The organism is Paenibacillus sp. MT86, assembly GCF_058792535.1.
Map to the genome: position 1 here is coordinate 240607 of NZ_CM179499.1, position 15296 is coordinate 255902.

Annotated in this window: 9 protein-coding genes; 6 read left to right on the plus strand and 3 right to left on the minus strand. The window is 55.2% G+C overall.

Annotated elements, in window-relative coordinates; translation table 11 throughout:
* Positions 1–933 (minus strand): ArsR/SmtB family transcription factor, encoded by a 933-nt coding sequence (locus AC3RCL_RS01150; RefSeq protein ID WP_096777156.1) that lies wholly within the window; start codon positions 931–933, stop codon positions 1–3.
* Positions 934–1080: 147 nt separating this feature from the next.
* On the opposite strand from AC3RCL_RS01150, the gene AC3RCL_RS01155 reads away from it, so the two are divergent.
* Positions 1081–3849 carry a glycoside hydrolase family 2 protein gene (locus tag AC3RCL_RS01155; protein WP_492534217.1) on the plus strand — a complete coding sequence of 923 codons (2769 nt, stop codon included), beginning with the start codon at positions 1081–1083 and terminating at the stop codon, positions 3847–3849.
* A 156-nt stretch (positions 3850–4005) separates the two neighbouring features.
* Here the strand turns inward: AC3RCL_RS01155 and AC3RCL_RS01160 are convergent, their stop codons facing one another.
* Complete coding sequence (locus AC3RCL_RS01160; protein WP_492534219.1) at positions 4006–6687, minus strand: S-layer homology domain-containing protein; 2682 nt, start codon at positions 6685–6687, stop codon at positions 4006–4008.
* Between the two features lie 211 nt (positions 6688–6898).
* Entirely contained in the window at positions 6899–7561 is a 663-nt protein-coding gene (locus AC3RCL_RS01165; RefSeq protein WP_009590185.1) for a M50 family metallopeptidase, read from the minus strand.
* 139 nt (positions 7562–7700) lie between these two features.
* Here AC3RCL_RS01165 and AC3RCL_RS01170 point away from each other — a divergent pair, with 139 nt between their 5' ends.
* The 5 genes from AC3RCL_RS01170 to AC3RCL_RS01190 all read left to right on the plus strand — a co-directional run bounded on the left by AC3RCL_RS01170 (position 7701) and on the right by AC3RCL_RS01190 (position 15217).
* Positions 7701–9602: a TerB N-terminal domain-containing protein gene (locus tag AC3RCL_RS01170; RefSeq protein ID WP_012818455.1), complete on the plus strand. Its 1902-nt coding sequence runs from the start codon at positions 7701–7703 to the stop codon at positions 9600–9602.
* Between the two features lie 62 nt (positions 9603–9664).
* Positions 9665–11002, plus strand: a complete 1338-nt coding sequence (locus AC3RCL_RS01175; protein WP_492534222.1) for an ATP-binding protein — start codon at positions 9665–9667, stop codon at positions 11000–11002.
* A complete protein-coding gene (locus AC3RCL_RS01180; RefSeq protein ID WP_492534224.1) occupies positions 10999–13218 on the plus strand; it encodes a DEAD/DEAH box helicase in 2220 nt (739 codons plus the stop codon). Before AC3RCL_RS01175 ends, AC3RCL_RS01180 begins: the two co-directional genes overlap by 4 nt.
* Positions 13211–14023, plus strand: a complete 813-nt coding sequence (locus AC3RCL_RS01185) for an aminoglycoside phosphotransferase family protein (protein ID WP_492534226.1) — start codon at positions 13211–13213, stop codon at positions 14021–14023. The genes AC3RCL_RS01180 and AC3RCL_RS01185 overlap by 8 nt, the downstream gene beginning before the upstream one ends.
* A gap of 174 nt (positions 14024–14197) precedes the next feature.
* Entirely contained in the window at positions 14198–15217 is a 1020-nt protein-coding gene (locus AC3RCL_RS01190; RefSeq protein ID WP_492534228.1) for a LacI family DNA-binding transcriptional regulator, read from the plus strand.
* The last annotated feature ends 79 nt before the right edge of the window (positions 15218–15296 follow it).

A 15296-nucleotide genomic window follows, 5' to 3' on the forward strand; every position in this document is an offset into this window, starting at 1 on the left:
TCAGGCTTCTGTGTAACGCACAAACGACAGGATGATATCCTGCGGATGATCACCGAAGCCCGAACCGTATAGATTCAGTCCGTTTGGATATTCCGCATCTTTTTTCACCTCAAAGCGGACGCGGATCGGCCGGTTAAAAGCAAGGTCCAGCGAATCGATGGTCGTGGCACTGGATGCATGGCCGTCGACCTGGCTGCCTTGTTTCGTCACGCGCCATTCCGTCAGCATGCCGTACTCGCTGCCGCTCCTCCATTTATCCGGGGTGAGCTTCCCTTTGCGGTCGCCAAAATCACCGGGGCTTCTCCAAGTACCTACAGGTAGGTCGTTGATGCTGACGGTGATGTCGGACGGCCATTCCTGCTGGAAGGAAGGCGCCTCGGAGCTTAGTTCCGCGCGGATGCGCAGCTCATCGAGGGCCGCACCGGGCGGCATGGGGTTGGCAAAATAATATTCGATGTATCCCGCCCCCGAGAACCAGAGGAGCGCAGCCTCCGTTCGTTCCGGCATGTAAAAGGCGCGCGGATCGTCAGGCGATCCGATCAGCGAGCCGTCCCGAGCCGCCATGCCGCACGTAGGCTCGATGAAGCAGTGGGAAAACATGCCGATCGGCATGTGGATTTCTTCCGTGCGCTGCAGCCCTTCTCCCGGCTTCGAGGGCAGCTCGAGAAGAATGGAGCGGCAGGTGACGGCGCAGATTTTTTCCCGATTCGCACCTTGCGAAGAGACGATCAGCTCGGCTTGCTCCAGCATTTGGACATTAATGGACACCGTAGGCTGGGCAATCCCCAGCGCCTCCGCCAACTGACCGACGCTCATCGGTTTATCGCCGAGCGCTTCAAGGATGCGGACCCGGACATCGCTGGATAAGGCTTTGGCGACTTCCACGATCCGGGATGCCGGATAACGGTTGGTTTCCAGCTTCGATTCGTTCATAATTCCCTTCCTTTTCTGAAGCGTTATAGTGACTCCAAGTGTACAATAAATTTGTTATATTGTAAAAGTATAATGTACATTGCAATAATTATATATAGGTGCTAGAATAGGGTCAAATTCAGAACAAGGAAAGGTTGTGTTCGCTTCATGAAGATTCCTGTGGCAGCGCCCATCCGTACGGACATTCCACGTCCCGAGTATCCGAGACCGGATTTTGAACGAAAAGACTGGCTGAATTTGAACGGGCCGTGGTCGTTCACGCTCGAGACCGGCGGCGCTTTGGAGCAAGGCGGCGCGGGCTCGAAACGGTTGCAAGGGGGAGACGCCGGTCTTTTTGATTCGGAGATCACGGTGCCGTTCTCGTGGGTCAGTCCCTTATCCGGCATTGCACGAGACGAGAAGGGAGTTGGCTGGTATCGCCGGTCCGTGAGATGGGAGCCGGCCGAGAAGCCATCGCGGATCTTCCTGCGATTCGGCGCCGTGGATTATTTGTGCGACGTATGGGTCAACGGCAAGCATGTCGGCTCGCATCAAGGCGGATACGGAACCTTCGAGTTTGAGGTGACAACCGTTTGGAATACGGAACAAGACAATATTCTCGTGGTTCGTGCCGAGGATTACGACCATAACTACCAAGCCCGCGGGAAACAGGGGTACGGCGAGATCAGAGGGATTTGGCAGCCGGTTTGGCTGGAGGCCCGGCCGCAAACCTACTTGGAGCAAGCAACCTTTACGACTTCCATGGACGGCCGCATCGAATTGAAGTCCAAAATCCAGGCGCAGGAAGCAGGCACCGTGACACTCGGGCTCTCGTTCGCTGGGGGTTCGATCACCCATCAGGCGGAGTGGGAGCTGCAAGAAGGCGCGAATGAACGGATAACGGTGTTCCAGGTTGACGATCCGCAGCTTTGGAGTCCCGAAACCCCGCATTTATACGAAGGGGAGCTGCGCCTTGCGGGTTCCGCCGGCGAGGATGTCGTTCATACTTATTTTGGGATACGCGAGATCGGGACGGCGAAGTTCGACGGCCGGGATTACCGCTGGATTACGTTGAACGGGAAGCCGGTATATTTAAACGGAACGCTGGACCAGTCTTACCATCAGACGGGATTCTTCACTTACCCGACGGATACGGAGATGCGGGACGAGATTTACCTGATGAAACGGCTCGGGCTGAACTTCGTGCGGATTCATATTAAGCCGGAGGAGCCCCGCAAGCTGTATTGGGCGGATAAACTCGGGATTCTGGTGATGGAGGATATGCCGTGCTTCTGGGGCAACCCGGACGAGACGGCGCGTTCCGCCTATGAGCGCGAGGCGCTGGAAGTGATTGAACGGGACCGGAATCATCCGTCGATTTTTTCGTGGGTTATGTTTAACGAAACTTGGGGGCTTCGCACGGATAGCGAGGCTGCCGGCCTGACAGGCGGCGAAGGACAGCAACATTATTATCTCCCGGAGACGCAGGAGTGGGTGCGGGAGAAGTACCGCTGGGCCAAGAGTGTTGACCCTACCCGGATCGTGGAGGACAATTCGCCATGCAATTATGATCATGTGGAGACAGATATCAACACTTGGCATTTTTATATCAACGGTTATGAACCGCTGCGTAATCATATCGAGGAAATTGTACAGAAGACGTATCCTGGATCGGAGCATAACTACATCGGCGGCAACCAGCAAGGCGATGCTCCGCTCATGAACAGCGAATGCGGAAATGTGTGGGGAATCGACGGGGGAGCCGGGGACAGCGATCTCGCATGGCACTATCGTTACATGCTCAACGAATTCCGCCGCCATGATAAGCTGTGCGGCTTCGTGTTCACGGAATTCCGCGACGTCACGAACGAGTTCAACGGTTATTATCGGCTGGATGGGACGGACAAAAAATTCGGGTACGAGGATTTTGTGCCGGGCATGACAATCGCCGATCTGCACACGCCGGACTTTATCGTGATCGACGCACCGCCGTGCCAGACGCTGGACCAAGGGGCTGAGAAAACCATACCGCTGCTGCGTTCCAGTTATTCGGATCAATATCACGGGCAGAAGCTGACCGTAGCCTGGGAGTTATCCTATGACCGGCTTGGCACGAAGGTCGTGGCGGATCAAGGAACCCTGGAAGTGGCATGGGACGGCTACGGCGTGGCGCCGCTGACCGAACTGCAGCTTCGCATGCCGGAGACCGATGCGGTCGCGATCCTCGGTGTTCGTCTCCTGAATGCAGGAGGCGTCGTCGTAACGCGTAACTTTACGACGTTTGATGTGCGTGGTGCAGAGAAACAAGAGAACGATGGAGCGGATGTCACTACCCTAAGCATTCCCGTCAACTCGTTCCGTGAGCAAAGCTTTGCCTACATGTGGGAGGCGCTTCTAGGCTCCAAAGTAAACGGCGGAGGTGAAGGGCGGTTCGTCTATGACGTGCAGCTGCCGGACCGTGAGGAACAGCCGCTGATCCGCGATATCGACATTGTTTTCGAGGCAGGCGCGAAGCGCTTATTGGCAAGAAATATCGAGGGCGCGCGGCAACGTGCTCACGGAATCGACTTTATGCACGGGGCGTCGGCGGACGTGGAATATAATCGCAGCACCTATTATATGACGGATGAAGAGCTGCATGAATCCCGTGTATCGGTGTGGGTGGAGGATGTCAAAATCGGCGAGGCCGTGCTCGCGGATGACCCTGCCGACAGCCGGGGCGTGCTGTCGTGGCACTATCAGCCGGTTCATAACCTTCTGGAAGAGGCCGGTTCGTACGGCTATCTGTGCCAGGCGCAGGTGCCGGGCAGACTCGCGGCAGAGCTGGACCGCAAGCGGAGCTTCCGTCTGGAGCTGCGCACCGAGGAGGGCGGCATCAGTTTGTATGGTCGGAATGCAGGCCGTTATCCGATCGATTTGCTGGTGCGGTGCCGGTGATATAAGAAAGGTTGATGAATGGCAGCCTTGAGTTTAGTGGTGAGGAATGTGGGAGGCGATCATTGGCGACCGGCCCATGGACCGACCCAGGGAACAGCAAAGGAGCATCGTTGTAGCGTAAGCTACAACGATGCTCCTCTTTTAGTTAACTCCTACTTACGGAGTCGGCTGCCAGGTTTCAGACGGCGTAAACCCGTCAGCAACATGGTCCTGGTCGAACTCCAGGATGGTGACGTATTGACCGATGATGTTGCGATTTTCATCGTATAGACTTAGGTACACGACTTTATCGTTGACTATTTTTTCATTATCATAGTCGGATTGGTGGTAGTATCCCCCTGTGAGCTGTACCTCTCCCGAACCGGATGGAATCGGGCGCAAGCTGCTCATTTGGTAAGCTTGGTACCCGTACGGCTGCAAATTGCCCTTCAATTCGTCTACGCTCAATCCCGAAGGGAGCGAGGAGGTCGGCATGTACATCTCATACGACCCTTCCACGAAGAATTTGGCTGTCGGAAACTCGGCGCGAAGCTTGGACATGTCCGCGTAGACGAGATAACCGTACTTAAACGGCGTGGTGAAGTTTCCTCCGCTCAAGAAGAAATCGATCAATTCCTGCTTGGTAACGGCAGAAGCCCGCAATCCGATGTCGTTGGTCAGCATCGGCGCCGTCATGAAATCGTATTGATAATCGCCGGAGTCTACAACCGCACCGTCGCGAAGAATCTCTACCCTCCAGGTACCTGCGGTATCCTTAGCAAATTTGCCGTCCGGCAGGTTACAGCTGGTATATTGGCAGGTCAGGAACGGCGTGGAAGCGTTCGGCTCATATAAGAGAACCGTGTACAGTTCCCCCAGCTTGATTCCGCCTACATTGCCTTTAATGAGGTTGTAGTACATCTTTTCCCCTACCAGCACTCCGTTGTTGCTGTGCGTCCCCTTGTGGGAACCAATCTTTAGACCCTCTTGGATCGTTCTTGGGTATTGAATGAAAATTTCGTAGACCTTCTTGCCGATTCCGTCTCCGCTCGTGACGGTCAAGCGAACCCGTACATCCTTCATGCCTTTGATCTCCAGGTTGAATGCAGGATTCTCGTCGGTGATCGTCCCGGAAGCCAAGGTATTCGCTCCATCCTCCCAGACGGTATAGTCTACCTTGTGGTAAGTCGCTTTCGTGACAGATACCGTAGCCGGTACGGGCTGAGTCATACTGCGGTCCGTCACGATGCTGTATTCGAACGTGTCCGGACTAAAGCCGGTGACTCCCGTAGTGTACTCGTTCGCATCCAATTGGTTCATGGTGAAGCCGGATACGGTGAGATCCACCAGGCGGGCGTCTCTGCACTGGTCTGCCGTTCCTGTGCAAGGAACGGGTTCTCCGCCGTTTCCGCCACCGTTGCCTGGTCCCGGGTTGCTCCCATTATTGCCGCCGCCGGAGCCGCCATCCACTACACCGCCGCCATTGTTGCCGCTGTTATTGCCGCTGCCCGTGGTGCTGCCGCTTGCGGGCGGTGCTGTTATTGTGTTTGCCGCATCGCCGGCAACCGCGCCAGGGCGCTTCTGGAATGTAGAGCCGGCGGCATCCGCGTTAACCGTTGCATTGGCGATGGTGCCTTGACCAAGCAGTTTGGCAACGGCGTTCAGAACGAGATCCATGACCGAAGCATTGGCATTGACGTTGATCTCCGTATTTTTTGCTCCTTCTTCCACGTTCAACTGCTTAACGGACCCGCTAGGGATGCTGACTTTGATGTCCGATGAAAGCACGCGAACATCCTCGAATTGGCCGACAAGCTGAACCTCGGAGCCTTGAGGCATGTTCTTCGCGATTTCCACATTGGCGAACCCGCTGTCGGTCACGCTGGATTCCTCAAGCTTGACCGAAGAATGGACAACCACATGCTGAATCGCGGATTCTCCGACGACAACGACACGCACGGTGCCGGTTTGCTTGTCAACGGATACGCGTACCAATACAGAGTCCTCGAAGTGGACCGAGTTGGCTCCCCCGCCTTGAATGGTCGTGGTACCTTTGACGTTTACTTTTTTGAAGAAGGCATCACCCTCTCCGACGGCCTCGGTCAGCGTAAGATTCCCTTCGATCACCACATTTTGAAGGGTAACGCCCGGCGCGGCTACGATGACATTCCCTTTGATCGTTTCGACGCCGGCAGTCGGTCCGTAAGTTCCAGCCTTATCGTATGTAATATCCGTCGGAACCTTGTACTCCAGTGATTTATCGAGCAGGGTAACGGCCTCCGCGCGAGTAAGTTTGCCCTGCGGATTAAAGTTCCCTTTGGCGTTGCCGGTGATAACGGCTTTCTCAGCCAAGGCGGAAACCGCCGGTTTACTCCACTTGGAAATGGAGGAGTCGTCCTTAAAATCGGTTGCAGGCACGGTTTCGGCGGAGACAAGCTCCGTCAATTTGGCCACCATGACGGCGGCCTCTTCGCGGGTAACCGTATGGTCTGGGCGAACCGTATTGTCGTTATATCCATCGATGTAGCCTGCTTTCACGGCTCTGGCGATTTGGTCATAAGCCCAATGAGAAGTTTCCAAGTCCTTAAACGAGATGCTGCTTGGTTCGGATACTTCAAAAGAACGGTTGATCAGCGTTACCAATTCGGCCCGCGTTACAGGACGATCGGGGTTAAATTTCCCGTTGTAGCCCTGAAGCAGACCCTGATCGGACCAGCTGCGCAGCCGGGTTTCCGCCCAATGTCCTTGAAGATCGTCCGCATTCGGTTGTGCGGCCCATGCCGTCGTCATGATGGACAGCGAGAAGATGAGCATGATCATGACAAAGACGGGTTTCTTTAGTGCTTTCGTGATGTGCATTCTAGTAGCCTCCTGGTAAGATTTTATATGAATATAGTTCTTAAAACCCTCTTCGATCATTGCTAAATACCTAATATGAGATTAAAATACTAGGACTATGTTATTATATTTTGGAATATTGATAGAGTCAAAGAAAATATTGGAACGAAAAAAAGACCATTTCCATCATGGAATGGTCTTTTATATTAAATATAAAGCAATCTACGATTCGTCACCGCTTCTTCCAGAACAGCTGCAGCGCCACCTTGGCGCACCATAGGGAGAACAGCAGGAACAGCAGCGCCCAGGCGAACGCCGGGAGCACGGTCATGTTGGCCAGGTTGGACGCGTCGCCCGCTTGCTTGGGCTGGGTCAGCGCCATGGTCAAGAGGGTCAGCGGACCGACCACGGATTCTTCCAGCACGAGAAAGGCGAGCAGCAGATAATAGAAATTGCGGACCTTATCGCCGAGGAAATAGAAGATCAGATTTACGATCATAAATATGATAAGCCACCATAATCCGTAACCGGCGCGAACGAAGAAGATGATCATGATGAGGGCTAGCACGGTAATGGTGATCAGGCCGGTAGCCTGTTTTTTCTTGGCATAGCCGTAGAACATCAGAATGGCGAACAGGGATGCCGACGTATAGCCTGCAAGCGAGACTACGATCGGACTCCACCCGCCGGAAGCCAGCATGGAATAGGTGACGCCGCTATGATCGGGATTCAGCTCGATGCTGAGCACCCGGCCCGACATGAGAAGGGTCATGGCGGCATGCCCCAGCTCATGGATCATCGTATCCAGAATACGGAACCAGGAAGAGAAGGGGATCAGCCTCGTCAGAAAAGCCGCGCCGGCCAGAAATAACAATGCTTTCAGCCATTTATTCATTCGAAGGTCCTTTCAGCATAAAGTCATTCGCTAGACTATCATTCCGTCCATTATAATACAGATGAGAAACATGTGAAAACACAGGTGGCTCCTATAGGTTAAATGGTATAATTGAAGTTGTGACGGAGGTTCATGTTCGATGAAAAACGATAAGCCTAACAACGACAATCACATAAATTCGATAAGACATACTACGCACGTGACCGACCAAGGGATTCGTTTTGCCGAATTCGAGCTGGCCGGTGATGAACAGGATATTCCACTGCTTGACAAGCGGCCGGATGACCAGGAACAGGAGATCGTTAATCCTAACGCGCAAGCGAAGAATTCCCTGATTGTGAAGCCGCAGCACCCCCTGGACATGAATTGGGGCGAGGACTTCCGCTATGTGACCAAGGAACAGCAATTCGTGCAGAAGGCGAGGGAACTCGCATGGCATGTGGAGGGCGAGACCCCTTTCGTAGCCTTCAAAAGCTATTGGCCGACCTACGACCAGATGGCCAGCGACCAGTTCAAATGGTATTTTTACTGGCGGGAGGAAGTCAGGTCCGGGCGGTACCCGGATACGGACCTTTCCTATCTTTTTGTCTATTTTTACGAGCTGATCCATGGCGTGGGCTGGAGCGATCCCCTGCAGGGCTATGCATTGATGGAGCAAGCGTGGACGGCCTACCGCAAGCGTTATGCCAAGCTGGATACGTATCTGCGGGAGTGGTTATATGATTTTATGATCGTGCATGGCCTGGATATGCCGATCCGGGAGACGTACCAGCGTTTTCCGCGCGTCTTATCCGCTGAGCTGAAGGAGAAGGAATGGAAGCGCCGGTTCTCCCTCCAGCCGGTGGAGCTGTCGTGGGAGCTGCTGCTCGATTTGCTGGATTATGACGTGGAGAAGAGCCGTTTTTACCAGGAGAAGGGCCGCAAGGACCTGGAACGGTACGCCCCGAAGGTGATTGCGCTCGTGGACAGTTATTGGGCCAAAATGAAAGGGCAGCGTCTTATCGACCGCTTTCAGCCGCGGCCCCGGCAGGTGAAACGGCATTTATTCCGCAGCGCGGTGTACGATCACGGGTTATACGGCCGAACCGTCGTGCTGACGGTGGTGTCCTTAAGCGAGCACGCTCCTTTGCGCTCCTATATAACCGGGCTGGTCCGCTTGACCGAGAATAAGCTGCGGGAATTGAGGGGCTTCAAGGGACGGCTGCGCGGAGCGGAAGCGGTAGAACCCGAAGTGGAAGAGATCATCACCCGTTATCTGAAAAAAGAGATTCAGGAGCAGATGGAGGCCGAGCGCAAGCAGAGCCTGCCTGAGGTTCAGATCGATACAGGGAAGCTGCGCCGCTTGCAGCGGGAATCGGACCAGGTCCGCGACATGCTGCTTACGGAGGAAGCCGGGCAGCAGGAGGTTGAAGCGGAGAACAGCCGACCTGCAGCGGAAATTGTAACGGATGCGGGAGCCTTTTCGGGCTATGGGGGACCTGCAGCAACTAACAGGAGAACGGGTGCGTCTTCAAAGGGGCATTCCTCTCCAAAATCCGCGGCGAAGAACCCGGAAGTGTTCCAGGCCGTGATGGATTTTGATGCGGTTATTTATGAAGAGATGCCAGTTCCGGAGACAGACCGGAATCAAGCTAAGGAGCAAGAAACGCTCTTTGAGACCGTGAAGGAAGAAAGGGCAATCGCTGCAGCGGAGGATGAAGGAACAGCACTGGCTGCACCCGAGAGTAAGGAACCATCCGTCCCGGCGGCTGGTAAATCATCTGAGGGTGCGGTGGTTTGGAATACGGACGGACTGGATGAGGAATGGCAGGAGCTCGGAGAGCGTCTTAAGCTTATACACTTGGAGGTTCTGCACGCCCTCAAGTCCGGACCGAACCGAACACAGCTGCAGCGGATTGCGGAGCAGGCCGGCTCCATGCCGGCGCTGCTGCTTGATGAGATCAACGAGGCCGCGATGGATACCGTCGGCGATCTGCTGATCGATGGGGAGTCCATTGCGGATGATTATATAGATATGCTGGAAACATTGAAGTCCGTATAACCGGACGGATTGACATCGATTGGAATCGTTAAGACTGTAAGATGCTTGAAAGAGGTGGAACCATGACGGAACTGAAAATACCGAAGCGGCTCACGACCGCCCTCGTGAACTCTTTGACGGCAGGGGTCGTGCCGCGGGTGGGGCTGGAGTTCATCGCCGTCGGCCGCAAGCCGGAGGTGGAGTCGATCCTGCGTGACATGGATAATATCGCCGAGGGCGGCGCCGCCTTCCGGCTGATTACCGGCCGCTACGGAAGCGGCAAAAGCTTCCTGCTGCAGATCATCCGCAACTACGCGATGGATCGCGATTTTGTGGTGGCGGATGCGGATCTGTCGCCGGAGCGGCGGCTGGTGGGCACGAAAGGGCAAGGACTTGCCACATACCGCGAGCTGATGACCCATCTGTCCACGAGAACGCGTCCGGACGGAGGCGCGCTGGAGGCCATTTTGCAAAAATGGATCGCCGCGATCCAGCAGGACATCATGCAGGAGACGGGCCTGCGCCCGGATGACCCTGCGCTGAACGATAAGGTGGAAACGCAGATTTATGCCGTGACGAACGGTATGCAGCATCTGGTGCACGGTTTTGATTTTGCGAAAGTCCTCGCTGCTTACTGGAACGGCTATAAGCTTGGCGACGATGACCGTAAGGGAGCTGCGCTGCGCTGGCTCCGCGGGGAAGTTCCGACGAAGACGGAGGCCCGCAAGGACCTTGGCGTCGGGGTCATTATCGATGACGACAATTGGTACGATTACATGAAGCTGTGGTCCGAATTTACGGCGGCCATCGGGTATAAGGGATTGCTGCTGTTCATTGACGAAGGGGTTAACCTCTACAAAATCACCAACAGCGTGTCCCGCCAGAGCAACTACGAGAAGCTGCTGACCATGTTCAACGACACGATGCAGGGCAAAGCGGAGCATCTGGGCATCTATATGGGCGGAACGCCGCAGTTTGTCGAGGATGAGCGCCGGGGACTGTTCAGTTATGATGCGCTGCGCTCCCGCCTGATCGACGGACGCTACGGCAGCAGTTCGCTGAGAACCTACACGTCGCCTATCCTGAAGCTGGACATGCTGTCGTATGAGGAGATTCTCATCCTCCTGCAAAAGCTGCGCGACATCCATGCCCTGCATTTCAAGTACGAAGCGCAGTTGACGGATGAGCAGCTGATCGCGTTCATGCAGACGGCCGTGAACAGGCTGGGAGCTGAGGAGCTGCTAACCACCCGCGAGGTGGTGCGGGATTTCATGGATCTGCTGCATACGCTGCATCAGCATCCGGAGGCCGCGTTTGAAGAGCTGCTAGGCGAGCGGGCAGCAGCGCAGCCGCAGGGCAAAGGGCAAAGCGATGCTCCTTCGGACGATCTGGACGATCTGCTGGCGGAGTTTGAGCTATGAGCGCGAACCCGTTTTCCAGACTGGCCCCGTTCATTCAGGAGTTTATCTATAAAAAAAGATGGGACGCCCTTCGCGAGGCGCAGGTGGAAGCCTGCCGCGTCCTGTTCGATACGCCCAATCATCTGCTGATCGCTTCCGGCACGGCATCGGGCAAGACCGAAGCCGCATTCTTCCCGGCGCTGACGGAGCTGTACAACGTGCCTTCCAGCTCGGTCGGGATCCTGTATATCGGGCCGCTTAAGGCGCTGATCAACGACCAATTCGAACGCATCACCGATCTGCTGAAGGAAGGTCAGGTGCCGGTATGGCATTGGCACGGCGACGTGTCCCAAGCCGAGAAAACGAAGCTGATGCAGAAGCCGTCGGGCGTGCTGCAGATTACGCCGGAATCGCTTGAAGGGCTGCTCATGAATCGTCCGAACGCCATCCCGGCGCTGTTCCAGGATTTGCGGTATGTCATCATTGACGAGGTGCATGCTTTCATGGGAGCCGACCGGGGCATTCAGGTGCTGAGCCAGCTGACTCGGATCGAGCGGATGGCTGCCTGCTCCCCTCGCCGCATCGGGCTGTCGGCGACGCTCAGCGATTACGAAACCGCAGCCGGCTGGCTGGGCGCAGGCACGAAGCACGCAGTCGAGGTCGTTTCGCCGCAAGGGGGGCGGAAGCTGCGGCTGTCGGTGGAGCATTTCTCCTTCCCGGATGCCCGGGACGAGAAGCAGGCGGAGCAGCTGGAGCTTGCGCGCAAGGCCTACTACGATTTCGTATACGACAACACCCACCTGAAAAAAGCGCTGGTCTTCACCAACAGCCGTTCGGATGCCGAGCTGACCACGCTCGAGCTGCGGCGGATTGCGGCCAAGCGCGAGCAGCGGGATGTCTTCCATGTGCATCATGGAAGCATCTCCGCCATGCTGCGCGAGGAAGCCGAGGCCGCGCTCCGCGAAGGTCCGGGGCCGGCGGTTGCGGCGGCCACCCTGACGCTGGAGCTCGGCATCGATCTCGGCGAGCTGGAGCGGGTCATCCAGCTGGGCGCGCCGTACAGCTGCTCCAGCTTCGTTCAGCGGCTGGGCCGCTCCGGCCGGCGGGGGGATCAGGCCTCCGAGATGATGTTCCTCTGTCCGGAGGACGAGGACGAGGAGGCCATGCTGCCTGCACGCATGCCGTGGATGCTGCTTCGGGCCATTGCCGTCATTGAGCTGTATATTCGCGAGAAATGGGTCGAACCGCTGGCCCTGCGGAAGAAACCGGTTGGCGTGCTTTACCATCAGACGATGAGCACGCTCAAGAGCATGGGCGAGGCCGAGCCGCCGGATCTGGCGCGTGCGGTGCTGACGCTCCCGGCCTTCCGCGGCATCGAGCCGGAGGAATACAAGGAGTTCCTGCAGTATTTGCTCCAGACGGATCACATCCAGCGTACGGAGGAAGGCAGCCTGATCATCGGCCTTGGCGGGGAGAAAATCGTGAACAACTACCGCTTCTATGCGGTGTTTAAGGACGATGAAGAGCATGTCGTCTATAACGGGTCGGAAGAAATCGGATCGATTACGACCGTGCCGCCGCCGGGCTACTGCTTCTCGCTGGCAGGCAAGCTGTGGAAGGTAGAGGAAGTCGACACGAAGCACAAGGCCCTGTACGTGAAGTCGGCCAAGGGCAAGGTCGATACGTTATGGCTTGGCGCAGGCGGCGATGTGCATACCCGCGTGGTGCAGAAGATGCGGGAGGTGCTCGCTGACAGCGCCATCTATCCGTACCTGGCACCGGGTGCGGTGAACCGCCTGGAGCGGGCCCGTCGACTTGCTCGGGAAAGCGGACTGCTGAAGCAGGTGGTCATACCGGCGGGCGGCGACTCCCTGTTCATTCTGCCTTGGGCAGGCAGCAAGCAATTTCGCACGTTGGAGCGGTTGCTGAAGCATAATCTGTCGGAGCGGCTTGCTCTCCGTTCTATCGTGCCGATGGAGCCGTATTACATGGTGGTCGCGGGCAAGGTCGATAACGAGACGCTGATGGAGGAAATCAAGCAGGAATTGGCGGACTGCGAGGACGCAGGCGCGCTTCTCGATCCCGACGAAGCGCCGTATCTCGGCAAATATGACGAGTTCGTCCCGCCGAAGCTCGTTCGCACCGCTTTTGCCGCCGACGGACTGGATCTGGAGGGGCTGGCAGAGGCGCTGGGGCTGGCACGTGGAGCAGCGGGAAGGGGAGCTGCGGATGGGTGACAAGGAAGAAATACTTCCCGGTGGGAATGTTAACGAAGTCGTACGTATCGGAAATAACGTTCACCGAACTACGAAATGGAGTTCTTTCGTGCATGACTTGCTCCGATACTTGGATAAGCAGGGTTTTGAAGGCGCCCCCAAGTTCATAGGCATTGATCATGTCGGTCGCGAGATCTTGTCCTTCATTCCTGGAGAGGTGCCGGGAAACCAATATCCTGATTTTAAACCCTATATATGGTCGAACCATGCCCTTATCCAGAGTGCAGCGTTGTTACGGCGTTATCATGACGCCGTACAGGGCTTTGCTGTAACTTCAATCCAACCAGAGGTTGCACATACCTCTCAGGCTTCGGGGGAATGGGACGATGAAGTGATCTGTCACAATGATGCCGCTTTGTACAATATCGTGTTTAAAGACGAAGTACCGGTTGCACTGATCGATTTTGATTTGGCTGCACCAGGTCCGCGTATCTGGGACATGGTTTATATGCTGTACACCTCAGTCCCGCTGGCAAGCTTTGCAATAGATTACATGACAGGGACATCGATACCTTATCGATCGGAATTGCATGCTGCGGATCGCACGCACAGAATATCGCTGTTCTTTAAATCCTATGGCATATCACCGCCTCCCAACTTGAAAGAATGGACTATAAGACGCCTCAAGGCATTATGCGATACACTTACAACCGGTGCGGCACAAGGCAACAAGGCTTACCAGAACATGATCGATGAGGGACATGTGGCCCATTACGAAAAAGAGATTCAATTTCTGCAGGCACACTTTGAAGAGTGGTACCGATGAAGGGTACGATTTGAAGAGTGCCTGCCTTTTTTCATATTATCCCTCCAAGGGTTGTGGAGCATAACTGAAAAAAATATTTGTAACCCCTTCCAAAAAAGCATTGTGTTCACCTCACATATGTGGTAACTTATGAACATAAAAACGTTTTTATCGCAAAGGAAATGGAATGGTTATATGGGTAAAGTAACGATCAAGGATGTGGCAAGAGAAGCCGGAGTCTCCATTTCTACGGTTTCGAATGCATTGAATGACGTAGATGTATTGAACCCGGAGACCAAATCCCATGTGCTGAAGGTGGCGGAGCGGCTCAATTACGTACCTAACCTGAACGGAAAGCTGTTGAAGTCGGGCAAGACCAAGATGCTGGGCTTCTTTACAACAAGCGTGTCAGGGCCTTACTTCTACACATTGGTGGAGTCGATGTCACGGGAATGTGACCGTCTGGGTTATGGTTTGAACGTGTTTGTGACGAAGGATAAGCAGGTGATCATGAGCAATATTATGGGCGGCCGGGTGGACGGCGTCATTATCTTCGAAGAGCTGAAGATCGACGACAAAGACATCGCTGCCATGGAGAAGGATAAGATCAAGGCCGTTTTCCTGGATCGCGAGGTTCAGAACGAGACGATGGGCAGCATCATATTCGACTCTTACGTAGCCGGTTATGAAGCAACCAAGTACCTGATCAGCCTGGGGCATAAGAAGATTGCCTACATCTCCGGCGTGGATACGATGTTTGACAGCGTGCAGCGGAAGGAAGGGTATCTGGCTGCGCTCCGGGAGTGTCAGTTCCCGATCGACGGAGACTACATACTGCAAGGCTATTTCGAGGAAGAGGGTTCCTATAACGCCGTCAAATCGTTTCTTCACTTACACCCAGGCAAAGTGCCGGATGCTTTTCTCGCCGGTAACGACGTGAGCGCCATCGGCTGCATCCGGGCCCTGAAGTCCCACGGATACGAGGTTCCGCAAGACGTCAGCGTCGTGGGCTTCGATGATATCGATATCGCGCAGTATTTTACGCCGCCTCTATCGACCGTTCGCAACCAGATTGCCAGACAGGGAATTCTGGTCGTGGATCATCTGGTGCGCATGATTCAGAAGAAAGAGAAGGGGAAGATTCAGAAGCTGCCGGGAGAACTGGTCGTTCGCGGCTCCAGTCATGTGAAGATAAATCGGAATGAACCGGTTTAGCTGAAGGGAACGATTGCGTCAAACTGTTTTTTTTAAATGATTTTAAAAATTAGGGGTTTTTTTCGCAAAAAATAAAAAC

What these genes read in the sequence shown, in the direction of transcription:
- AC3RCL_RS01165 (WP_009590185.1), bottom strand. Translation starts at nt 7,561, where the DNA reads ATGAATAAATGGCTGAAAGCATTGTTATTTCTGGCCGGCGCGGCTTTT.
- AC3RCL_RS01180 (WP_492534224.1), top strand. Translation starts at nt 10,999, where the DNA reads ATGAGCGCGAACCCGTTTTCCAGACTGGCCCCGTTCATTCAGGAGTTT.
- AC3RCL_RS01175 (WP_492534222.1), top strand. Translation starts at nt 9,665, where the DNA reads ATGACGGAACTGAAAATACCGAAGCGGCTCACGACCGCCCTCGTGAAC.
- AC3RCL_RS01185 (WP_492534226.1), top strand. Translation starts at nt 13,211, where the DNA reads ATGGGTGACAAGGAAGAAATACTTCCCGGTGGGAATGTTAACGAAGTC.
- AC3RCL_RS01190 (WP_492534228.1), top strand. Translation starts at nt 14,198, where the DNA reads ATGGGTAAAGTAACGATCAAGGATGTGGCAAGAGAAGCCGGAGTCTCC.
- AC3RCL_RS01160 (WP_492534219.1), bottom strand. Translation starts at nt 6,687, where the DNA reads ATGCACATCACGAAAGCACTAAAGAAACCCGTCTTTGTCATGATCATG.
- AC3RCL_RS01170 (WP_012818455.1), top strand. Translation starts at nt 7,701, where the DNA reads ATGAAAAACGATAAGCCTAACAACGACAATCACATAAATTCGATAAGA.
- AC3RCL_RS01155 (WP_492534217.1), top strand. Translation starts at nt 1,081, where the DNA reads ATGAAGATTCCTGTGGCAGCGCCCATCCGTACGGACATTCCACGTCCC.
- AC3RCL_RS01150 (WP_096777156.1), bottom strand. Translation starts at nt 933, where the DNA reads ATGAACGAATCGAAGCTGGAAACCAACCGTTATCCGGCATCCCGGATC.